Genomic DNA, 22,582 nt, shown 5'->3' with positions numbered 1-22,582 from the left:
TCTCTGTATGTAAATATTAATTAACGACCTTTACCAAACAAAACAATTTCAACGGTTCTAATTAAAATTAATAAGTCCAACATAAAGCTACGGTGCTTAATATAATACAAGTCATATTTAAGCTTCTCTAATGAATCTTCTTCTGTTGAACCATAAGGGTACTTTAATTGTGCCCAGCCTGTTAAGCCTGGCTTAACATTATGACGTTCGTTGTAGTAAGGTAGGTTTTTAATAAGCTGCTGAACAAATTCAGGACGTTCTGGACGCGGGCCAACAAAACCCATATCGCCACGAATAACATTTAAAATTTGTGGTAATTCATCTACACGGTATTTACGAATAAATTTACCAATCGTTGTTGTGCGATCATCGTTTTCAGAGGCCATTTGGGCGCCATGTTTTTCGGCGTCGATACGCATACTTCTAAATTTATAAATATTGAACGCTTGGCCGTCAAGACCAACTCGCTCTTGAAGATAAAAAATAGGAGCTTTCATGCCTTCGTCTAATTTAATAAGTAGTGCGGTGATCAGCATAACGGGCCAAGTAACCAATATTAGAGCAATGGCGATACCCGCATTGAATACCCAATCTAAGGTATTACGTAAATGGTTACCTGAAGCAAAACCATTTGAATAGATAACCCAACTTGGATAAATAAGGTTTACCGCTATTTGGCCTGTTTCTCGTTCTATAAAGTCGAGTATTTCGGTAACTTCTACGCCACGTATTTTACAGGCAAAAAGTTCATCAACCGGTAAATTATCACGACGTTCGTCGCTCGCCACAACTATTTCGTCTATACCATGCTCTAACGCATAATTAACCAGAGAACCCTCTAATGCAATACGGTTTTCATTAACGATACCTGTTTCGGTATCACCCGGCATAATAACAAAGCCGTGCATGTAAAACCCTTGTCTGTCGACATCTCGACGCATACGTTTTTCAATGATAGAGGCTCGGTCTCCTGCGCCAAGTACTAAGACGACACGCTTACTAAAACCAAAAAAGTCGACTTTAAGCGTTATATAACGAAACGCACTATCAATAATGAGACTGAACAATGCAGCAAGAGCAAGTAATTCAATTTTTAAGGCATGTTGGCCATATAATGGATTAATTAACGTGGCAATGAAAAAGCCAATCGCCACTGAAACCAGCAAACGCCTGACAATACCGCGATAATTTTCACGGAGTTTAGAGTTGTATAAACCCAAAGCTAATAAAGATAACTGTACAATAAGTGCAAAAACGACGGCACAAATCATCAGTAAATCATGAGGAATATCTTGATGTTCAACAAACAAAAACAAGCTATTTAAATAGACAGTTAATAATAATGAACCTGCAAAAAAAATCATCTCGATAATAACTAAAGATTTACTACCAGAGGATAAATCTCGAAATTTTGGGCTAGACATATTTATTAATTATTCCCTTTTACGATTAACAACACTAACACTTGCTCGTTTATGATTTTCAATGCGAAACGCTTAAAATCCCAATAAACTTAAGCGCCTGAGATAATAACAAGAATTACAACTGATTTACACTTATTAAATGTTGTGCAAGAGCTGTAAAAATCACATACAATCATATAGCTTAGTACTAATTTAATAAATTCGACGTATAGAGAAGGTTATAACCATGGAAAAAAATATGTTCGCTAAACTAAAAACGGCCACGCTATTAATTTTGGCTTATGTTATTTCGGGTTGTAGTGCATTAACTTTGCCGCCAGCAACCATACATCAATCAAATACCGTTGATGTTGCTTCTTACAAATACTTAATTGGTGCCGGAGATGTAGTTAATATATTCGTATGGCGTAACCCTGAGGTTTCAGGCACATTTGTCGTGCGCCCCGATGGTATGATTACCACCTCTTTAGTTGAAGACATTCCTGTCTCTGGAAAAACGCCTACCGAGCTTGCCCGCACCATTGAAGAAATTTTGGCCACTTATTTAAGAGAACCGGTTGTTACGGTAACGGTTAATAACTTTGTTGGTCCGTTTAGTGAGCAGATTCGTGTTATTGGTGAAGCCGCTGAACCTAAATCAATTAATTATACTCAGCAGATGACGCTACTTGATGTGATGATTCAAGTGGGTGGGTTAACTGAATTTGCAGACGGAAATGATGCCGTATTAGTAAGAATTGAAAATGGCCTACAAAAACAATATGAAATTTATATCGAAGATTTAATTAAAAATGGCGAAATAGGTGCAAACGTTGATGTTTTGCCAGGTGATATTATTGTTATCCCTGAAACTTGGTTTTAGTTTTTAGTTGCTACTAAATAACAATCACCTATTTTATTAATCGCCTGTATTTAGAGGTCAGGAATGCAAGAAGTACTCGAACAAATTTTAGATTATTTAAAAGGTATCTGGATAAAACGCCGTTACCTTATGGTCGCCACATGGCTTATTTGCCCTATGGGTTGGTTTGCAGTTTCACAACTTCAAGATACTTATGAGTCAGAAGCACGTGTATTTGCAGATACTCAATCGATTTTAGGCCCTTTATTAAAGGGAATGACGGTTGAATCTAATCCTGATGAACAAATAAGCTTAATGGTAAAAACATTATTAAACCGCCCTAACTTAGAGCGCATTGCTAGAATGACTGATTTAGATGTTCAAGCGAATACGCCACAAGAATTTAATGATTTAATTGAGCGCTTAACAACCGGTATATCCATTAAAAAAACTGGTGGTAGAAGACAGAACATTTTCAATATCTCTTTCTCTGATAAAGACCCTGTAATGGCACGCGATGTTGTGCAATCAGTAATAACGGTATTTATTGAAACGACGCGAGGCGAAAATCGTAAAGATTCAGATTCCGCGCAAAAGTTCCTTGATAGCCAAATTAATGAATACGAAAACCGTTTATTAAAAGACGAAGCACGCTTAACTAATTTTAAACAAAAATACAGTGAAGTACTTCCTAATCAATACGGTGGCTATTACGACAAACTTAATAATGCTAAAGAGCAATTAAAGACTATTGAGTTGGTTTTATTGGAAACAAAAACCCAATTAGAGAGTTCAAAATCTAAACTAAACCAATCGTCTACTGCTGAATCTGCTCAGCAAAATAATATTGTTGATTCAAACAGTGTTAAAACCACCTATGACGATCGTATTGCTGAACTTCAAGGGCAATTAGATACATTACAGCTTAGATATACAGAGCAGCACCCTGATGTGCGAGAAGTTCAACGACGTCTGGAGCATTTATCGAAAAAAAGAGAAGCTGAGATAGAACAGTACTTGTCAAACAGTAATGACGCGGGTAGTGAGTATGCGCCAATTAGCCAAAACCCCGTAATTCAAGATATTCAAATTCAAGTTAATCAGCTTGAAGGTCAAGTTGCTTCAATGGAAGTAAGAGCCAATAACTACAGAAATACGGTTAAAGAACTGGAAAACAAAATTCATACTTTGCCTGAAATTGAAGCCGAATTAGTGGCGCTCAATCGTGGTTATGATATTACTAAAAAGCAATATGAAGACTTGCTGGAACGTAAAGAAAAAGCACAAATAGGTCAGTCTGCTAATGAAACGACTAGTAAAATAAATTTCAAGGTTATTGACCCTCCTCGTGCACCTTTACAACCCGCGGGTCCCAAACGATTCCTGTTTTATGTGGTTGTTACCTTTTTAGGCGTTGGCGTTGGTTTGGGGTTATCTTTTTTATTCAGTCAAATAAACCCTGTTGTGACTTCAAGTAGCCAAGTTGCTCGCGCAACCGGCATTCCTATCTTTGGTATTGTTTCAGCTACTGAAAATTTAGGTCTACAAAGTAAAGACAAACGTAAAACGATTCTATTTTTTGTATCTAATAGCTTGTTGATTTTAATATTAGGCTTTTTCATTGCCTATTCGCTATTTCCAGACGCAATACAGGCGCCAATACATAGGATTTTTAATTTATGAGTACTATAGAGAAAGCACTCGCAAAGCAAAAAATGGCTCAACAACAAAATGCATCGTCGGTTACCGAAGAGATCATTGTTGATACATCGCCCAAAATAAACAAAGCTGCAGAAAACTACGGTAATAATGAGGTTTTGATACTCGATAAACAAGATCTTGAAAACCGGGGTTTTCTCATTGATAACGGCACAAGAAAAAGCATTAAAGATGAGTTTCGTCAAATTAAACGTAAACTATTAAATAATGCTTTCGGGGCTAGTGCTAAAACGCTCAACAATAGTAACTTGGTGATGGTGAGCAGCTCTAAACCTAATGAAGGTAAAACCTTTATTTCAATCAACCTCGCGTTAAGTATCGCTTTAGAGCAAGATAAAACGGTACTATTGATTGATGCTGATGTTTTGCGCCCAAGCATAAATAGAGAATTAGGTTTTAAACAGGTTCCTGGTTTGATTGAATATTTACTGGGTCAAAAAAACGACATTTCAGAAATAATGTACAGCACCAATATTGATAAGCTTAAAGTTATTCCTGCTGGCGAACCACATCATCTTTCTAATGAGCTATTAGCCAGTGACCGAATGGAGTCTTTAGCTAAAGAATTAGCAGAGCGATACCCAGACAGAATTGTCATTTTTGATTGTCCTCCTTTAATTGGTGTTACTGAAACTTTAGTCTTAGCGAACTTAATGGGCCAAGCTTTAGTGGTGGTTGAAGAATCAAAAACACTGTTAGCTGACATTGAAAAAGCAACAGAAAATCTCAATGAAGATTTAGCACTAGGTTTAGTGTTAAATAAAGCAATCAGATCTCACAAGGATATGTATGGCTATTACGGTTATGGATACGGCACTAAATAAAAAAGTATTAGCCACAGCAATATTTGCCATTTTATCTGCAAGTATATCTGCAGGGGAATGGCAATTTCAGCCACAGCTAATTCTTGATGAAACCTATTCAGATAATGTTAATTTGACGAGTAATGATAAAACATCAAGTTTGGTCAGCCAGCCAGGTCTTGAGTTAAGTACACTCTTTTCATCAAAGAAATTAACCTTCAACTTTGATTCAAAAAGTATCTATGCTCTATACAGCCATGACCATGATACCGATGATGACTTTCATACCTTAGACAGCTCTTTACGCCTAAAGTTAGGGCCTAAAGGCTTAGTATTTATGACGAGTGCTACGATAACGAATCAAACAAGAAACTCTTCCCGTAATGCACTTGCTGATATTGTTTCTGGTGATACCACTCGAGTTGAGAATTATTCCGGTGGTTTAGCCTATTCAGTTAACAATAGTGCTTTCATTATAAATACTGGCATTCTATACCAAACAACTAAAACACAAGACGGCATAGGCGAGCGAGAAGGTTATGCGGCCAACTTTATGACGAATAATGGCTCTTCTGCCCGTAATATTTACTGGGATGGAACAGCTGAGTATGCTGACTATAGTAATCAAGGTCGAGACGGCCAGCTATTTAAAGGTGAAGTGAAAGTAGGCTTGATTACCAACTACAATATTACTCCTTTTCTACGTTACTATGATGAAACCAATGAAGGTGATCTTGCTAATAACAGTTCATTACTTGAATCAGACTCTTACGGTGGTGGTTTACGTTGGCTAATAACCCCTAGGCTAGTGCTAGACCTCTCTTATAATACACCTACAGGTACTCAATTAGATCTCGACGGTAATGAACAAGAAGACTATACAGCAGCCAGCATTCTCTGGGAGCCTACTCAAAGAACAAAATTAAAAGTTGATTATGGTCAGCGATTTTATGGTGAAAGTTATGGCCTTGATTTCACTCATAAGAACAAGCGTTTAACCAATAGCATTACTTATGTTGAAGAGGTTAGAACATTTACTCGTAATAATTATGAAAGCGTTGCTTTAGGTACATTCTTGTGTCCTGAAAGTGCGATTTCTGACGCGTCGGCCTGTTTTGTTAACAATGATGATAATATTAATGTTGACGATTATCAGTTGGTAAATTTAACTGACTTTGTTTTGGTCGAAGATATTGGTTTATCATTAAACAAAGAATTGAAGTGGTTGTCGGAATTAGCATTGCCACGAACTACCTTCAATATTTCAATCTCTAGCTTAACCCGTGAAAATTTAAATACACGTGTTGAAAATGAAGATCAAGGTGCCTCATTTTCAGTTAAACGTAAAGTCAGTGGTAAATCAAATATAAAGCTAGCCCTTGAATATACCGATACCCATTTTTTACTTGGACAAGATAATGAACGCCAAGATCGCTACCGACGTTATAGCCTTGAATACGACAAATCGCTAAACAGTAAACTCTCCATTAAATTAGGTGTAAGTCACCTTAACCGTAGTTCAACTACCCAATCGTTCAATTATGAGGAAGACAGAGTCTACTTCAATTTCAGTAAAGGTTTTTAGCAGTATGTACGAAAATTATTATGGTTTTAAAGAACGTCCTTTTCAGTTAAGTCCCGATCCACGTTTCTTTTTCGCATCAAGTAATCACCAAAGAGCGATGTCTTATTTACAATATGGTTTAGACCAAGGTGAAGGTTTTATCGTAGTAACGGGTCCTATTGGTACGGGTAAAACGACCATCGCTCGTAACCTGCTTAATAATATTGCTGACGATTCAATTATTGCCGCTCAACTTGTTACCACAAAACTTGACCCGCAAGAATTACTTGAACTTGTTGCCTTTGAATTTAAAATTTCGGTTAAAGGTAAAAGTAAAGCTGAGCTATTACAGTCAATTGAACAGTTTCTTATTGATTTGAATCGCCAAGGTAAGCGCGCTTTGTTGATTGTTGATGAAGCACAAAATTTACCAATAGAAACGGTTGAAGAACTTCGCATGTTATCTAACTTTCAACTTGATAATAAGCCATTGATACAAAGCTTTCTTCTCGGACAAGAAGAACTTAAAGATATTATTCAAGCGCCTAATATGGAGCAATTTCGTCAACGTATTATTGCTTCAGCACATTTAAAGCCACTGACAAGTGAAGAAGTAAAAGAGTATATTAACCATAGATTACATCAAGCGGGTTGTAATAAAGAAACTCTTTTTTCGGATGATGGCTTCGCTATTATTCATGAAAAAACCTTAGGTGTGCCCAGAAAAATCAATATTTTTGTTGACCGCTTATTACTCTTCGGCTTTTTAGAAGAGCTAACCTGTATTGATGTTGATGCTATTAATGAAGTTGCCCTAGAAATGCAGGTAGAGCTAACAGGTTCACTGCACAAAACTCAATTAATGAGTAACGAACCCACCCAAGCAAACGCGCAACTTATTGTAAATTCAACTGAGAATGTTGAAAACATGAAAGAAATATTAAGAGAAGTCGAAGATATATTAGAGTCATCAATTAAGCAAAAAATTAAAATGGCTCGCTATGTTGATAAACTGCTTAAGCAAAAAAGCCGTTTGTATGCAGAAGCTAATATCGACTTAACGGCTAACAAAGGTACTGAACAAGATAAAGGTTAATAAATTTAAGTAAAATAGAAGGTTTTGCTACGGCCAAAACCTTCTACGTATTTTCTACTTACCTGCCAACACCCTAAGTTTCATTAATGGTTAGACCATATTTTTCAATTAATGAATATAAAGTAGGTCGAGTTACACCGAGTAATTCTGCTGCTTTTGACATATTTCCTTCGGCTAGCGCATAAGCTTTTTGAATAGCGAGTGATTCAGCTTTTTCACGTACAGAACGTAAGTTCAAAGATAATTCAAATTCAGTATTAGTGTGGTCAAAAAAGCCTAAGTCAAACGCCGTTACTTGTGTACCTGTAGTCATAATTACCGAACTTTTAACTTTGTTCTGAAGTTCACGAATATTACCTGGCCACTTATGCGCTTTAATTGCACTTAAACCGTCTTCTGAAAAGCTTTTTACATTACGTTTATACTCAAGTGCGTACATCTGTAAAAAATACTGGGCAAGTATCAATACATCTTCATCTCGGTCGCGTAAAGGTGGAATATTTAAGGTGATTTCACTAACGCGGTAAAATAAGTCTTCACGGAAAGTTTTATCTTTAACCATTTGTTCTAAGTTTTGATTGGTTGCACAAACCACTCGAACATCTACATTGATTTCTTGTCGTCCACCAAGGCGCTCAATCGTTTTTTCTTGGAGAAATCGTAATAGTTTTGCTTGTAAACTAAAGGGCATGTCTCCAATTTCATCTAAAAATAAAGTGCCACCTTCTGCACATTCTATTTTTCCTTTGGTTGCACGGTGTGCTCCTGTGAAGGCACCTTTTTCGAAACCAAATAACTCACTTTCTAATAGATTTTCAGGAATTGAGGCACAATTAATCGCAACAAAAGGCTTTTTACTGCGGTCGCTGGCAATATGAACAGCATTAGCGGTAACTTCTTTACCGGTACCGCTTTCCCCTAACAGTAATGCTGTTATTTGTGTTGGCGCAATACGTTTGACCATCATGCGTAAACGGTCAATCGCTTCACTGTTACCGATAATGCCAATATCGCTACCCGCAACTTCGCGCAATTTTCGATTTTCTTCTTCGATAGCGGCGACACTAAAGGCGCGCGCAATGATGACATTGATAACGTCAGGGTCTATCGGTTTTTGGTAAAAGTCGTATGCCCCCGCTGAAATCGCTTTTAATGCATTTGTGCGATCGTCATTGCCAGTAATAACAATAACTTTTGTATGAGGCGCTATCGTTAGAATTTCTTGAAGTGCCGCTAAACCTTCAGTAGCATTAGCTTCATCAGGCGGCAAGCCTAAATCAAGCGTGACAACCTTGGGTTCATGGCGACGTACTGCCGCAATAGCACTATCGCGGTCTGAAGCTAATACAGCTTCATAATCTGATAAGCTCCATTTGAGTTGTTTTTGTATTCCTTTATCATCATCAATGATCAGTAACTTTTCCATACTGCTAAAACCCTTTTCTTATCACAACGTTAGCTTTCAATAATTCACTCATAAACAGGGTTTATGGGTAGGTCAATAATAAATGTAGTCCCTTTCCCTTCAATACTTTCAACCTTAATAAGCCCTGCAATACCCTCAATAAACTGCTTCGCTTCAAAAACACCAATACCCATACCCGCATTACCTTTGGTGGTATCAAAAGGCTTAAACAGTCGGTTATTAATAAAATGCTTCGACATACCACAACCGTTATCTGAAATTTTTATTCCTATATGGTTGTCTTGCTGAGTAAGCTGTACTTTAACCCAACCTTGCTTATTTGTCGCTTCTTGTGCATTTTGTATCAAGTGGTTGAGTACTGAATGAAATGTTTCGCTATGAATGGCCATTTCACAGCTATTAATTTTTTCAAATGTCACAAGCGGTAAACTAATATTTCGCTGCTCTACTACACTGCTAATCAACTTTGCCATATCAACTAACTGGCTTTCAGACTGCGCCATTTGTTTATTGCGTAATTGCGATAAAACTTTTGATAAGCGCTCAGTGGCTGACTCAACCGTTTCAAAAACATCAGCAATAAACTCTGGGTTATCACGGTGCTTTTTAGCGTTAGTGCTGATTAAGGCTAACTGTGCTTGCACATTTTTCAAATCATGTACTAAAAAAGCGGACATACGATTAAAAGCGTCAAATTGTTTCGATTCGGCGAGTTTATCGTTAGCTTCATGTAAGGATATAAAGTTTCCTAGTTGTTTTGATATCGCAAAAAGTAAATCTCTGTCTTCCCAATTTAATTGCTTAACTTCGTTTTTACCTGCTAAAAAGAACATGCCATAAAAAGCTTTACCAATAAAAATAGGTACAACAATTCTTATATTATTTGCATCAATTAGCGGTAAATTTAACGACAGGTTAGGATAAATAGTTGGGGTATGCTTATATTCGTCAATATCAATGATCCAACCTTGCTGCTGACAAAAAGTGCTGCATTGGATTAGTTGGTCATTGAAAGAATCATCAAAAGTAATATTCTCACAGTATTGCACGCTAAATCGTTGATCAGTCACTTTTTTTAGAATAGCGCCGCCATGAGCATCAACTTTAGACATCATAATTTGTGTCGCCATTTGATAATAGCTTTCTGCGTTAGTGGTTTCTATTTTGCCAATTAAATTTAACCATTCATCTCGGTATTCGTACTTATTGGCAAAAAAGTTTTTCGCGATAAATACCTTTAGTTTTCGGCGTAAAGATTCTGTGATCAATAAAGCGACAAGCACCAAGCTACCAAGCATTAGAAAACCAATACTAACGACACTTCCCCACTCACCACCGATGTAATTAATGACATAACCTGCCAGTGCCATAACCAGTAAATAAATACCCGCAATCATCAACATCGAGCTATAAAAAACCACATGTCGAGACACAAAAATGCGCACAGAGCCATTACGAATTCGACGTGTGCTGATGAGCAATAACGGAACAATTATTAGAGAAATATAGCCTCGGCTGAACCAAAAATTAAAATCGACACCATCAACCATGGTCGCTTGCGCATATAAAATGAAGTCAAAAATAGCCACACTCGCCAACGCAATAACCATAGGCCAAATAGCCCAACGCACTTGCGAATTTGCACTGCGATAAAGTTGTTCAAGCAGTACTAAGCTCCATAAATTGAGCACAATAAAAAGGAGAAATATATATTCGTAAGAATAGTTGAGTAGAGAGCTGGTTAACCAACACACCAACATTAACATCCCCCAAATACTCACGTATTGACGAATATAATAATTAGCGATAATAGCTTTAAAGGAGCGATGTTCTGTATTGCAAAGTACAATTAATAACGACCAACAGGCTATTTTAAAAGCATCAGCAAACATTGCCCACTGCAAACTAAAACCGAGTTTGATTTGCAATGCTGCCACAACATTTGCAATAACCGTTACCAGCGTAGAAATTAGCACCCAGCGAGCAAGAGTTGTATTGTTGCGCGCTGCAAAAATAAGTAATGCAAAAACAAAATAAGCGGCGCTAGCTAACGAATAACCGAAGAGTCCTAATGAGTCCATAATATAAACTTCTTATTGAGTTTTTGTTTAATTGTTTTGTTGTACTTTTTCTTTAGTAAATATTTGCGTTAATACCGGTACCAGTAAAAAACTAGCAATCGCTGACACACATAACCCAGAAATAATAACCGTACCTAGCGGTTGCCATAAACCGCCACCAAAAAGTGTTAATGGCAATAAGCCACCAATGGTTGTTAACGTTGTTAATAATATTGGCGTAAAGCGGGTGGCACTTGCATCGAGTATTGCTTGCTGTAAATTATTTGATTCAGCCATATTACGGTTCGTTGTATCGATCAATATGATGGCGTTATTCACCACAATACCGAACAAACTAATTAAGCCGATAAACGCCATCATCGAGAATGACTGCCCGGTAATATAGAGACCTATTACTGAACCCGCTATCGCAAAAGGGATAGAAGTAAATATAATTAATGGCTGTAAAAATGACTTAAACTGTAATACCAGTACCGCAAAAATACCAATCGCCGTAACTAACATTATTTGCGCAAGGCCCGAAAAATTCTCTTGTCTTGATTCTTCTTCACCCCCTAATGTATAGCTAACGCCCTTGGGCATTTTATATTGTGCTAAATAGTTAATAACCTTTGTGGTCATTTCACTCACCGTATGACTTTTATCAACATCGGCAGAAACCTTCGCCATGCGTAACTTTTGATAATGGTAAAACTCAGTACGGCCTTTTTGCAATTTGGTGGTAATAAATTGATTGAGTGGAATAGCTTCGCCTAAACGGTTAGTAACATTAATATCTTCTAAGCCGTCGATATCAGGATTTTTACGGCGAACAACAATAGGATAATTTTCACCGTTATCATCGTTAAAACGACCGACTGCGGTACCAGAAAGGATTGTCTGCAGAGTTGTATCGAGCGTATTAATATCGATATTAGTTAAACCTGCTTTTTCATAATTTATATCAAGCAATAGCTCTGTATTAGCAATTCCGATAGGGTTATCAATATTAATAATGCCTTCAGTACTTGCCATCATCGTTGAAAGGTCGTTAGCAACCTGTTCTAGGTCGGTAAGTGACTCGCCCATTAATCGTACACTAATGGGTAAATCGGTGACCGGACCTTGAGTAAATTCACTGACGGTAATTTTAGCTTGTTGCCATTGCCCAAACTCCTCACGAAGCTCGGTAACAAAACGAGAGACTCTTTCTGCATCGTATTCATGCAAAACCACAATCACCTGACCGTATGTTGCCACACCTCGTTTAGGTATTTGATTATAGTAAATACGAGGGTTTGCATTACCGACATTTAAAGCAACTTTATCGACTAACGCATTTTTTTCAATGACCTCAGTCATTTGTTGCATAACTTGATCGGTAAAAGCTAGCGATGAGTTTGGTGGTGTTTCAACATCAAGCATGATCATCGGCTTTTCTGCTTTAGGAAACAGACTGACGCCTACTTTGCCAAACAATGACAACATGCCGACCAAACAAAGTACTGCGATGGCGATAACGATCCAGCGAGAAAGTATGAGTCGAGCAAGCCATTTTGCATAAACACGCTCTGCAAAGATATTGACGTAATGCTGTAGTGTTTTTATTTTTGACTTACTTGGTGCTGTATTCTTGGCAAAAAATCGACTTGCTAATAATGGCGTTAATGTAAGCGCAATTAATAGAGAAGCTAACAAGACTAAAACAACCGTAACCGGCATTGAACGAACAAAGTCACCGGTATTACTTGCTAACATTAGCATGGGTAAAAACGCTAACATTGTAGTGACTGTTCCACTGGTTATTGCCCAACCAACTTTTGCGGTACCTGATGCTGCGGCTTCGGCCAGATTCACTGCTGTTTTTTTCTCTCGGTGAATGCTTTCAGTAACCACTATGGCATTATCAACAAGCAAACCTAATGCGATAATCAACCCAACAATTGACATTTGTTGTAAGCCAAAGCCACTAAAATCTAACCAACCAATAGCGACTAAAAACGACAATGGGATAACAGCAATGACAACTAAAGATTCACGCAATCCTAAAAACACCAAAGACAGCAAACCAACCAAGACAAGACCTTGCCAAAGGTTGTCAAAAAAGCCGTTTACTCTCAATTCAACACTGTCTGCTTGCTTGAATAAAACATCAACTTTTATGTTGCTGGGTAAACTTTCTGTAAAGCGCGAAATTTCATTATCAATACTTTCAGTTAAACCAAAAATATTCGTATTAGGTCGTTGCTCTATCGTAAGAAATATAACGGGTTTATTATCATAATAAGCTAAATAGTTAGGTTCTAATCCTGAAAATTCAACAGTAGCGACATCTTTTAAACGCAAGACAAAGCTGTCATCAGAACGAATAACGGTTTCACCTAATTGAGCCAACTGTTCAAAGTTACCACTGGCTTTTACATTAAAGCGCCTTGAACTTGCATCAACGTAACCGGGTGTAATATTTTTTGCGCGTCCTTGCAAAATAAAATTAATATCGGTAACCGATAAGCCGTAATGTTTTAACAGCGCTAAATTTACGTCAATTGCGACAATTTGCTGAGGGTATCCCCAAACATCGGCTTTGCGAACATCGTTAATCGCTTCCAGACGCTTTTCTAACTGCTTAGCGTAAAACTCCATTGATTTATAGTCTGTAGGCTCACTCCAAAGTGCAAGTTGCATAATAGCAACACTCGTAGGCGTGGCTTTTAACACAAGTAAGTCGTGAACGCCTTCAGGTAAGGTAGGTTTTACCGTTGAAACCGCTTGTTTTACTTTGTTATAAGAAGCCTCAGGGTCTGTACCGTAGAGAAAAGTAATTTCAATGCGAGCACCACCATTTTTTACTTGAGATTCAATTTTCTGAATATTTTCAATATCTGAAAACTCTTCTTCAAGTGGGTTAACCACTAAAGTTTCAATGTCTGTTGGCGAGGCTCCAGGGTAAATCACTTCAATTAACGTAATAGGCATGTCAAATTGAGGGTCTTCTGAGCGTGGCATTTGAAAATAAGAAACAATACCGACTAGCACCAATAATACGACTATCGTCAAAGTAAATTGGGCGTTCTTTATGGCGAGTTTAGGTAAAAGCATAGTGGCTATTTACCTAATTTAATATGTTGCCAGCCACTGGTAACTATTTGTATAGGCTGATCGTCAACTGACGCAAACAAATATAAGAATTGATTGTCTAAACGATAAATATCGTAGTGCTGATAAGTGAGTTCTTGATCGTTTTTCGTAATAACAATAGCTTGACCATTGTCGTCAACAGAAATTAAGGCAGAAATAGGTAAACGGTAAACAAAATTGTCACTGGTAAAATCGATCGTGATTTCGGCAATTTGTCCTGCGACAATACCACTTTTTAACGTAAGGTTTGGTAGTAAGACTTCAATAATAAACATATTACCGTCAGTGTTAGCAATAGCCGGTATTTTACTAACTTCACCAATAACAACACCTAACGCTTGTAAGCTAACATTTACTTTTTGACCTAAACGAACCTGGCTTACTTCACTACCCGTTAATGCAACTTTTACTACCCAGTTTTTATCCAGCGCCGCTATTTTTAGTATTTCATGCCCGGGTGACTGTAACTCGCCTAATTCAGTATAACGATTTAAGACCACCCCAGAAAATGGTGCTATGACTTGCGCTTTTTCGAAATTATAAAAGGCAATTTGATATGCCGCTCTCGTTGTTTCAACTTGGGTGAGTGCAATATCAAGATCTTGTTCTGAATTCAATGCATTTTCAAGCAACTTTTTCTGACGGTTAACTTCACGTTTTGCTTGTAGTAGTTGTGCAAACGTCGCATTTTTATTTTGAAGTAATTCTGTAGTGTCTAAAGAAGCAAGCAACTGATCTTTTTCAAAATACTGCCCTTCATCAACGGATAGTTCGGTTAAATAGCCGCTACTTTTGAAAGATAAATTCAACGTTCGTTTAAAATCGAGTTTCCCCGTTCGTTTGATCGTATCTGCGTAAGGCTCAACAATGACTTGTTCGAGATCGTAACTTTGCGACAATACTGAAAATGATGCAGAAATGATTATTCCTGCGATTAAAAACCTAACAAAACTATTCCATGATTTCATATGCAATTCTATAACGCGTTAAATTAACTAATTTTATTATAGCCAATACTTTAGGGGTGTTGCTAAATAAAGTACATCTTTTTCCATTATTTTTGCTCTGCTTGATTCAGATTTATAAAATTCGCACATCAACTGAAAATAAAGACGACAAAGCTAGACAATTTTCACGATTAATTATAGTATTTGCCGCGCTTAGAACAGCAAACCACCCGTAGCTCAGCTGGATAGAGTTCACGCCTCCGAAGCGTGAGGTCACAGGTTCAAATCCTGTCGGGTGGACCACTTTTTATTCAAGTATCAAGCAGCACTTAAAATAGATAGTTTCATTTTATATAACTGTTGTTCTTCTTTTTTGTAGCTCCACTTCAACGCATTTTCCAACATCTTTTTAGCCAATTTCATCTCACTTCTTTTAAAGTATATTTTAGCTAAACCTATGTAAGCTTCTTTTAGATAAGGCGCATTTTTTAAGGCTTTTTTGAAATAAATTTCAGCTTGTTCACTATCTTTATGTGATTTATAGGCTTGTTCGAGCCAAACATATGGATTTGGGTTTTCCAAAGTATTCAATTTTTTTTGATAAAAATCGACTTCCGCCATTCTATTTTCTGTTAACAATAAAATCATATAATTACGTATTATAGGAATGTTTTTTTCATCCAAAGATATACCTAATTGATATAATTTTTCAGAGGTTAACTTATCATTTTCAGTTTTATGCAATAAAGCCATAAAGTTAAGGGCTTCAACGCTCGACGGTAAAATTCTCAACGCCTCTTTTCCATAGACAAAAGCTAAATCTGGTTTGTTATGTATAAGGGCATCGCCAGCAATATTTCGATAGTACATAGACAAAAATTTATTAAAGGAGAATTCTGGTCCTTTTTCACTGTTTTTCACTGGGAAATAATCAATCACGATGCCTGGTTTAGTCAGATATATCAGACCTTTTTCTGGAACAAAGCTAGGATCATAGATAATAGTTTGCACATGTGAAGACGATGATAAAAACTGATTGTTTTTTTGGAAAATAGGCGCCGAAGTCACTTCACGATAAGAGGTTTTCAACCCCACTAGTCTAGTTAAAGCCGTCGTCAGAATAGATAAGCTTAAGCAATTCCCTTTTTTTTCACTTAAAGACTTTTGAGCAACATTGGTTTCACCGTAAAAGGTAAAGTTATTTTTAAAGCGTTGCAGATAAGTCGCTAAGGCAACATGCGGCTCAAGCCCTTCCTTTTTAAGCTTGTTATACTCTTCAAAAAAATCAGCTTCTTGTTCCTTGGAAAGAGAGAAAATATCTTGTTCACTTATGACCGCCTCCGTAAACGTGAATAAACTGTTATTTAGCGGAATATCAATCTTTGCTTCAGGGTCGACGATAGTGTTAGAACAGGCACTTAATAGCGAGATAAATAAAATAATAGCGGTGAGTTTTAACATAACAATTCCTTTGCTCCATTCGTTTGACAGACTTTATCTCCATCAAAGTATACGATTAGTTGAACTGTGTCATTAAACCTAGCTTATCAGTCTGCTATTTTATTAAAGCTAAGATGCGAATAAGCCTTTAATGTTTTGCTCATTATCTGATTAAGTATCAGATGAAAATGGTATTTAGGAGAAATATTTCAGTCCATTCAATTTAAAACCAATAAAAAGCCTCGCAAGTGCGAGGCTGATTTTCAATCCCTTTGTCTTCAAAAGCAGCCAAAAATAAAGCCCCTTGTGAACACTTCATAAGGAGCTTAATATTTAATGTTAAGACTTTATCTTACCTTAACGTTAATTTATTCTTCTTCGAATATTTGGCACATTTTTATCAAATTACCTTCGGGGACCCTTAACTCAGAAAAGTCAGCAACAAGTCCTAACTTTCGATATAAAACCATATATCTAATTAGTTTCTCTGATTGAATTAAATTCTCATATATTTCACATTTATTATCAGTTTCATATAGTTTATTTATAGCTTTTTTCTGCACAGCTTTTTCTATAGTAAAACTTAAATCAGAATATTTAGTAATCATAATATCATTATCGAAATCACTAATATTTTTTAATGAATATCTATTATTTCTAAATAGCGAAATCGCATAATCTGAATTTAATTTAATCATAGTTTTTTCATAGGTAATTGAATCACCGTTTTTAATTTTATATATATAAAATTGGCGAGTACTACTTTCTATTGAAAAGTAAAAGACTAACCACAAACATGAGCCAAAAATTAAAAATTTCAATATTTTATTTTTCATTATTTACTCGTTTTAGATTTTACAGCTTTTTCAACAATTGTTTTAGTCGAATTGATAACAGGGGCTATAAGCTCCACCCCTTTCCCCGGAATCGCTGTAGTAGAAATGGGTGCTGCTGCTGTTGCAAACTCTCCTGTCTGCTCCAAGCTCTCTGCATCAGCTTCGACTGCACTATCAAATGTCTCTGTCATTTTGTCAAAAGTACCATCTGCACCTTTTGAATTAACATAATCAGCTAAAGCCCCCTGAGATTCTATTTTAGCATCTACATTGTCTGCTGTTTCTTGCACTGGAAGTTCATCTACAGCGTCATTTACAGTTAAAACAATAGCGACAACTATAATTATAGTAGCAATAACCTCCAGATTTTCACCGCTCGGATCGGTGAACTTATATGGATTATTATTGACATATAAATATCGATTAAACGACATAACTGGGTTTGAATCCGTGTATCCGATAGGATCATTCGAATAAAACCGACCTATGACTGGATCATAGTATCGTGCCTGCATATAACTTAACCCTAAGTCAGTATCAAACTTATGCCCTGTATAACCAATTTCATTTTTTGTCCCACCCCAGTCTTGGCCAAAAGGCTTATAGCGATGTTGTGAAACCATGTTGCCTAACCTATTTGATTTCGCCGCTGTACTGCCTAGCAAGTCACTGTGAATATAAGTAACTACACTGGCTTTTTGTTGTGCGACGAGTTGGCTCCCTAAATAGTAATTCTCTTGTGATACACCATTAATATTCTCAAAAACAAGTTGCCCCGATGATGTATAAAAAGAATAACGCGTGCCAGTGCTATCTATTGCTTTAACCCGGCGATTATGGCCATCATATCGATAGCTGTTCCCATTACCATAGGTCATTTGATTTGCTAAATTATAACTAAACGATTTATTACCATTACTGGTCACATTGCCTCTACTATCATAAGCCATATTATAGTTGACAGAGCCTGAGGTGCTGGACAATTTTTTATCACTCCCGTAGTAATAGTTAATATAGGAACCGTCAAACCTAAACGTAGTAATATTGCCCATATTATCGTAGTTCATATCACCAATAACGTTCCATGAACCTACTGGTCCAGGACCCGGATAAGGTGGTGTAGGAGGTGGATAATCCCCCCCAATAGCAATGCTGGTTGCCGGTACTGATTCAGCTTGAAATTGTGTCTCTGAACCACCAGATGATATAACATATTTCTTCGTAGTATCTAAACGGTCTAGCGCATCATAGGTAAACTTTAAATCATGTGAGGTGTTCTGTAGATCGTTCCAGCGCGTAATATTGAAGTTTCCATCATAGCTATATTGGTTATTAACAAGAGAGCTACCACCACATGAAGTACGCTGAATATTAGGTACACCAAAACTTTTTAAAGTTTGTATTGTTAAACAACTATTGCCATGGGTCATATTCTTTAATTGCCCATTTTCAAAATAATCAATGTTACTGGCATAACTCCCTACCGACTGCGCTTGACCTAATGCGTTAGGAGAATAATAAATAGTTCTTCCACTCGGGTAAGTGGTACTATTTTTGTTAGCCTCAGCATTATATTGGTGGGTTAGTGTCCATATATAGCCATCAAAAACTAATGACTCTGATGTCATCAAATTCAAATCATTGTAGTGATAATTATGTGTTGCACCATTAAAACTCAATGATTTCAAATTACCGTTCTTATCATAAAAGTATGCTTTATTTGCCGTTGAGTCACCAAAACTGACCAGACTTAATGCTCCCAAATTATTGTAGCTATACGTTGTTTTTTCACCTATTGAAACCGAAGTGTCACAAGCTGTTAAACTGCTTGAAACTGAGTTTCCTTGAGCTGACCACACAGTGTTACCGACTGCATCAATACTAACAGCAGTATTACCTATGTCAGGTCTAACTGTTTTACATAAGTTGTGATAATAGTCGTAAACTCTATGCTCGGTAATTCCTCCTTGGGTGATACTTTTAAGGTTCCCATATAAACTGTAAGTCATAATAGTGTTCGCAAGATTATTGGGGGTCACAATACTAATGGGCTCTTGCTGACTTGGGCTACCGTAGGCTTTATAAGTTGTGGTGGTGAGCAAATTACGATTATCTGTCACCGACACTTTACTATTGGGTGCATAGCTATAACGAACACCGTTACCACCAAGTGTATTATTTACTGACTTGGTTATTCTCCCTAAACCATCGTAGGTTATATTAGTGCCATATGTTGTTGTTATAGATCTTTTGGGTTGAGATTGGAATGTTTTTTTCCCATAGGCGTTGTAAGTATTTCTTGTGTAAACAATGGTTGATGAATCACGTTTATCACGTACTTTTGTCAGTACTGGGCGAAGCAGGCCATTATAATAGACTTTACTTTCAAAGTTGCCCTTAGTAGTCGTTTTTATCAGCATACCATTATGCACAAATGAAGATTCTTCACTTCCATGAGCACTATTATAAGAAATAGTTGTATTGTTCCATTGAGCACTTGCAGGGTTTATAAGCGTTTTACGCCCTAAGTTATCATGACCATAGTTGATGACATTACCATTAAAGTCTGTTGTTTGCTTTATCCAGCCATTGCTATCAACGGTTCTATAGCCGTATTGGCTTGTGGTTGAAGTACTTTGTGGTGTTCTGATTGTACGAGGGATACCACGATAATAATCGCTCGCTTCAGACCAACGATTACTTGCATTTAAACGGGTGAGTTTAGGTAGGCCCGCGTTTGTACCACTGGTGTGATAACTTTCATTTCGTTTAACCCAGCGACCCAAGCGATAGCTATGATATGGCTTTGATTTATATCCCCCACTTGCCGAGTGATAGGTTTGCTGTGAAACCAATTCATTCCCTACATAATTATTATCACTACTCACGTAGGTTGTGGTGGGTAAGTTTAATAAGTAGTTCGTTGTGTCATGGTAATAGGCTTGTTTTGTATAGCGCTTATTGTTATTAAAATTATTGTATTCATAGGTCTTTCTAGCAACGCCATAATCATTGTGCTCAGAAAAAACTTTATAATATCTTTTGTTTACACTGCCTTGATGTAGCTCAATTGTTTTTTTCGTCATCAGTGCTCTATGAGTGATAGGCGCAACATTAACATTCTCAACTAAACTATCACCTACAAATGGTCCTTGCTGATACGTATTAACCACTCGTTTTAATACGCTCGTTGCGTTAGTATCATAATATTCAGTGACCACAAGCTTACCATCAAGCACACTCGTGTAATCTCTATTGTGGTAGTACATAGTTTTCGAACCATCCGGTGCTAATACTGTCGTTCTCTTATAATCTATATTGTTAATATAATCAGCAGGATAAGGATAAGGAATTCTGAAGTTTGAGCCTGAAGAAGCCTCATTTGCATAATAACCTAAGTTTTCAGAGTAACTATAAGACCAATTTGATATGGGTAAACCCGGTCCTGAAATTGTTTTGGTAGTCAATGCCATTGATTGATGACACTTTTTTGTATAATAAATATTTTTATATGCGTTATACAGTTTATGAACCTTCGTCTTGCCCCGTAATCTTGCCTCAACAGTGAACGTGCCCTTAACACCATTAGGATGAGTGATCGAAACAGTTTGAGGGTATCGAGATGGAATGCTACATCGGGTTTCTAGCCTTTTGTAATGATTAAATGCAGAAAAATTGAAACGCCATTCACTATTATCAGGCCTTCTTACTGAGGCCAACGTTTTTACATCTCCACCTTGATAGCTGTAAAACCACTGACGCCCATTAGCATTAACACTGGTAATTAGTCGATTATTAGGCGAGGCTAAATCATAACGTAAAGTAATAAGACGGCCGTCACTCGATGATATTTGATTAAGTACTTTATAAGTATTAGGCCCAGCTTGAACATTACCATAATGATAATTAACCGTATTATTAAACCTATCTTGAATTTTGCTAACATACAGATATATATTTTTAACACCGATACTTCCTGAGCCATTTGTTAAAATGCGATCAGTCTCTATCACTTTTACGTTAAACGTATAAGTTAACCCATTTGGTGACTGTACAATATACATCTCTCCCGCACCAAGCGTATTGGGTGCACAAGTAACTCGCCAATTAGATTTTGTTTTTTTCGGATGAGTTCCACCTACATACAGTAACTGCTCAGAAACCATGCCTGGAACATGTAAATGCTCACCATCAAAATATTCAGAGCCAAGAAAAACGCCACCACTCGCAACCATTTGCGTTACCTCTGGTTCACCACTACATTCTTGTCCTCGACCCCAAGTTCCTAACATTTTATGGCCAATAATGACCTTAGTACGAATGTGTGGAATATCTAATGCCCAATCACCAAAACCACCTTTTGCCCAAAAACTAAAAGCGCTATCTTTAAATTGACGAGAAATTGAAACAGGAATGTTGTTATTACCAGGAAGAGATACGTCTGTATAAGTGAAACTAAGAGCACCAGTATTTAAGTCTATCTGCTCCCCCAATAAACCTGTTGTTTCTGGAGTAATGGAATCTTTGGCATTTAAACCAAACTGGATAAATTCATTTGACGAAGGTGATGAATCACCTTCGCCTGTATCAGGAATAAGATTGACATGTTGATTGTCTAAAGTGGTACCTGATGATTTAGTTATGACTTCTTTTTTTTGTGTGTTTATATCTACTTTTTTTATTACTTCTGCAGATAGAGCTTCAACACTCGCGAGCAGTGAACTTGCAATGATGATCAATTTAAATATTTTACACATTTTAAAAGTCCCTTTATACGTAATTAAAAACAAATGATACTTTTCATTAACATTAGTTTAACATTTTGTTTTCGTCAAATAAGATCATAAGTCAAAACCGACAACACTTACCCACAGTTAGCCTCAAGGGATTAGCCATTAAGTATTTTTAATAGTAAGTTAGCCCATAGTCGTCAGTTAAGTTAAATGGGTATTAGTTAATGACAACATTGGTTATTTTAGCGGCGGGCTTAGGCTCGCGATTTGGTGGTAATAAGCAGTTAGCTAAATTTAGCCCTGCCAATTTGACTTTAATGGAGTGCAATATTTGTCATGCGGTAGACGCAGGATTTACAAAAGTTATTTTTATTATTCGGGCAGATTTACGTGCTTTATTTTCTCAACAGGTATTGCCCCGGCTTGTTGGTAAAATAGAAATAGAATTTATTGAGCAAAACTTAAGTGATTTACCTGCAGGAATTTCTCTCCCTGAAAATAGAGAAAAACCCCTCGGGACTGCGCATGCAATTTGATGTTGTCGTAAGAGTATTA

General features: G+C 36.9%; 14 protein-coding genes and 1 tRNA gene. 7 read left to right on the top strand and 8 right to left on the bottom strand.

Translation table 11 applies throughout. The annotated features are described in order from the left end of the window. Positions 1-20: 20 nt before the first annotated feature. Positions 21-1,424, bottom strand: a complete 1,404-nt coding sequence (locus H4J39_RS15370) for a TIGR03013 family XrtA/PEP-CTERM system glycosyltransferase (RefSeq protein WP_182229271.1) — start codon at positions 1,422-1,424, stop codon at positions 21-23. A 226-nt stretch (positions 1,425-1,650) separates the two neighbouring features. Between H4J39_RS15370 and H4J39_RS15365 the strand changes: the two genes are divergently transcribed. From H4J39_RS15365 to H4J39_RS15345, 5 genes are all read left to right on the top strand, one after another. Next, positions 1,651-2,286, top strand: coding sequence for an XrtA/PEP-CTERM system exopolysaccharide export protein (locus H4J39_RS15365; RefSeq protein WP_182229270.1), 636 nt, complete (start codon positions 1,651-1,653; stop codon positions 2,284-2,286). Between the two features lie 63 nt (positions 2,287-2,349). Beyond that, on the top strand, positions 2,350-3,948 hold the full coding sequence (locus H4J39_RS15360; RefSeq protein ID WP_182229269.1) for an XrtA system polysaccharide chain length determinant: 1,599 nt from the start codon (positions 2,350-2,352) through the stop codon (positions 3,946-3,948). Further along, the gene (locus tag H4J39_RS15355; protein ID WP_182229268.1) at positions 3,945-4,808 is read left to right on the top strand and encodes an XrtA-associated tyrosine autokinase; all 864 of its coding nucleotides are present in this window, start codon (positions 3,945-3,947) and stop codon (positions 4,806-4,808) included. Before H4J39_RS15360 ends, H4J39_RS15355 begins: the two co-directional genes overlap by 4 nt. Next, positions 4,774-6,372, top strand: coding sequence for a TIGR03016 family PEP-CTERM system-associated outer membrane protein (locus H4J39_RS15350; protein WP_182229267.1), 1,599 nt, complete (start codon positions 4,774-4,776; stop codon positions 6,370-6,372). Before H4J39_RS15355 ends, H4J39_RS15350 begins: the two co-directional genes overlap by 35 nt. 4 nt (positions 6,373-6,376) lie before the next feature. Continuing rightward, complete coding sequence (locus tag H4J39_RS15345) at positions 6,377-7,447, top strand: XrtA/PEP-CTERM system-associated ATPase (protein ID WP_182229266.1); 1,071 nt, start codon at positions 6,377-6,379, stop codon at positions 7,445-7,447. Between the two features lie 73 nt (positions 7,448-7,520). On the opposite strand, the gene prsR is transcribed toward H4J39_RS15345, so the two are convergent. From prsR to H4J39_RS15325, 4 genes are read right to left on the bottom strand one after another with little or no spacing between them, the layout of a single operon-like run. Further along, positions 7,521-8,873, bottom strand: coding sequence for a PEP-CTERM-box response regulator transcription factor (prsR, locus tag H4J39_RS15340; protein ID WP_182229265.1), 1,353 nt, complete (start codon positions 8,871-8,873; stop codon positions 7,521-7,523). A gap of 44 nt (positions 8,874-8,917) precedes the next feature. Beyond that, positions 8,918-10,954: an XrtA/PEP-CTERM system histidine kinase PrsK gene (prsK, locus tag H4J39_RS15335; protein WP_182229264.1), complete on the bottom strand. Its 2,037-nt coding sequence runs from the start codon at positions 10,952-10,954 to the stop codon at positions 8,918-8,920. Between the two features lie 27 nt (positions 10,955-10,981). Then, the gene (locus H4J39_RS15330; RefSeq protein ID WP_182229263.1) at positions 10,982-14,032 is read right to left on the bottom strand and encodes an efflux RND transporter permease subunit; all 3,051 of its coding nucleotides are present in this window, start codon (positions 14,030-14,032) and stop codon (positions 10,982-10,984) included. A gap of 5 nt (positions 14,033-14,037) precedes the next feature. Continuing rightward, entirely contained in the window at positions 14,038-15,039 is a 1,002-nt protein-coding gene (locus H4J39_RS15325; protein ID WP_182229262.1) for an efflux RND transporter periplasmic adaptor subunit, read from the bottom strand. A 205-nt stretch (positions 15,040-15,244) separates the two neighbouring features. Between H4J39_RS15325 and H4J39_RS15320 the strand changes: the two genes are divergently transcribed. Further along, positions 15,245-15,321, top strand: a tRNA-Arg gene (locus H4J39_RS15320). A gap of 15 nt (positions 15,322-15,336) precedes the next feature. On the opposite strand, the gene H4J39_RS15315 is transcribed toward H4J39_RS15320, so the two are convergent. From H4J39_RS15315 to H4J39_RS15305, 3 genes are all read right to left on the bottom strand, one after another. After that, positions 15,337-16,479 carry a lipopolysaccharide assembly protein LapB gene (locus tag H4J39_RS15315; protein ID WP_182229261.1) on the bottom strand — a complete coding sequence of 381 codons (1,143 nt, stop codon included), beginning with the start codon at positions 16,477-16,479 and terminating at the stop codon, positions 15,337-15,339. A gap of 347 nt (positions 16,480-16,826) precedes the next feature. Further along, positions 16,827-17,294, bottom strand: a complete 468-nt coding sequence (locus tag H4J39_RS15310) for a hypothetical protein (RefSeq protein WP_182229260.1) — start codon at positions 17,292-17,294, stop codon at positions 16,827-16,829. Then, entirely contained in the window at positions 17,294-22,051 is a 4,758-nt protein-coding gene (locus tag H4J39_RS15305) for an RHS repeat domain-containing protein (protein WP_182229259.1), read from the bottom strand. Before H4J39_RS15305 ends, H4J39_RS15310 begins: the two co-directional genes overlap by 1 nt. A gap of 200 nt (positions 22,052-22,251) precedes the next feature. Here H4J39_RS15305 and H4J39_RS15300 point away from each other — a divergent pair, with 200 nt between their 5' ends. Further along, a complete protein-coding gene (locus H4J39_RS15300) occupies positions 22,252-22,563 on the top strand; it encodes an NTP transferase domain-containing protein (RefSeq protein ID WP_182229258.1) in 312 nt (103 codons plus the stop codon). The last annotated feature ends 19 nt before the right edge of the window (positions 22,564-22,582 follow it).

It is taken from the genome of Colwellia sp. Bg11-12, from assembly GCF_014076955.1.
Classification (GTDB): domain Bacteria; phylum Pseudomonadota; class Gammaproteobacteria; order Enterobacterales; family Alteromonadaceae; genus Colwellia_A.
This window is presented reverse-complemented; position numbering and strand designations above follow the sequence as displayed.

Coding starts and splice junctions, on each gene's coding strand:
- H4J39_RS15345 (WP_182229266.1), top strand. CDS start 6,377: ATGTACGAAAATTATTATGGTTTTAAAGAACGTCCTTTTCAGTTAAGT.
- prsR (WP_182229265.1), bottom strand. CDS start 8,873: ATGGAAAAGTTACTGATCATTGATGATGATAAAGGAATACAAAAACAA.
- H4J39_RS15300 (WP_182229258.1), top strand. CDS start 22,252: ATGACAACATTGGTTATTTTAGCGGCGGGCTTAGGCTCGCGATTTGGT.
- H4J39_RS15310 (WP_182229260.1), bottom strand. CDS start 17,294: ATGAAAAATAAAATATTGAAATTTTTAATTTTTGGCTCATGTTTGTGG.
- H4J39_RS15305 (WP_182229259.1), bottom strand. CDS start 22,051: ATGTGTAAAATATTTAAATTGATCATCATTGCAAGTTCACTGCTCGCG.
- H4J39_RS15370 (WP_182229271.1), bottom strand. CDS start 1,424: ATGTCTAGCCCAAAATTTCGAGATTTATCCTCTGGTAGTAAATCTTTA.
- H4J39_RS15365 (WP_182229270.1), top strand. CDS start 1,651: ATGGAAAAAAATATGTTCGCTAAACTAAAAACGGCCACGCTATTAATT.
- H4J39_RS15330 (WP_182229263.1), bottom strand. CDS start 14,032: ATGCTTTTACCTAAACTCGCCATAAAGAACGCCCAATTTACTTTGACG.
- H4J39_RS15325 (WP_182229262.1), bottom strand. CDS start 15,039: ATGAAATCATGGAATAGTTTTGTTAGGTTTTTAATCGCAGGAATAATC.
- H4J39_RS15315 (WP_182229261.1), bottom strand. CDS start 16,479: ATGTTAAAACTCACCGCTATTATTTTATTTATCTCGCTATTAAGTGCC.
- H4J39_RS15355 (WP_182229268.1), top strand. CDS start 3,945: ATGAGTACTATAGAGAAAGCACTCGCAAAGCAAAAAATGGCTCAACAA.
- H4J39_RS15360 (WP_182229269.1), top strand. CDS start 2,350: ATGCAAGAAGTACTCGAACAAATTTTAGATTATTTAAAAGGTATCTGG.
- H4J39_RS15350 (WP_182229267.1), top strand. CDS start 4,774: ATGGCTATTACGGTTATGGATACGGCACTAAATAAAAAAGTATTAGCC.
- prsK (WP_182229264.1), bottom strand. CDS start 10,954: ATGGACTCATTAGGACTCTTCGGTTATTCGTTAGCTAGCGCCGCTTAT.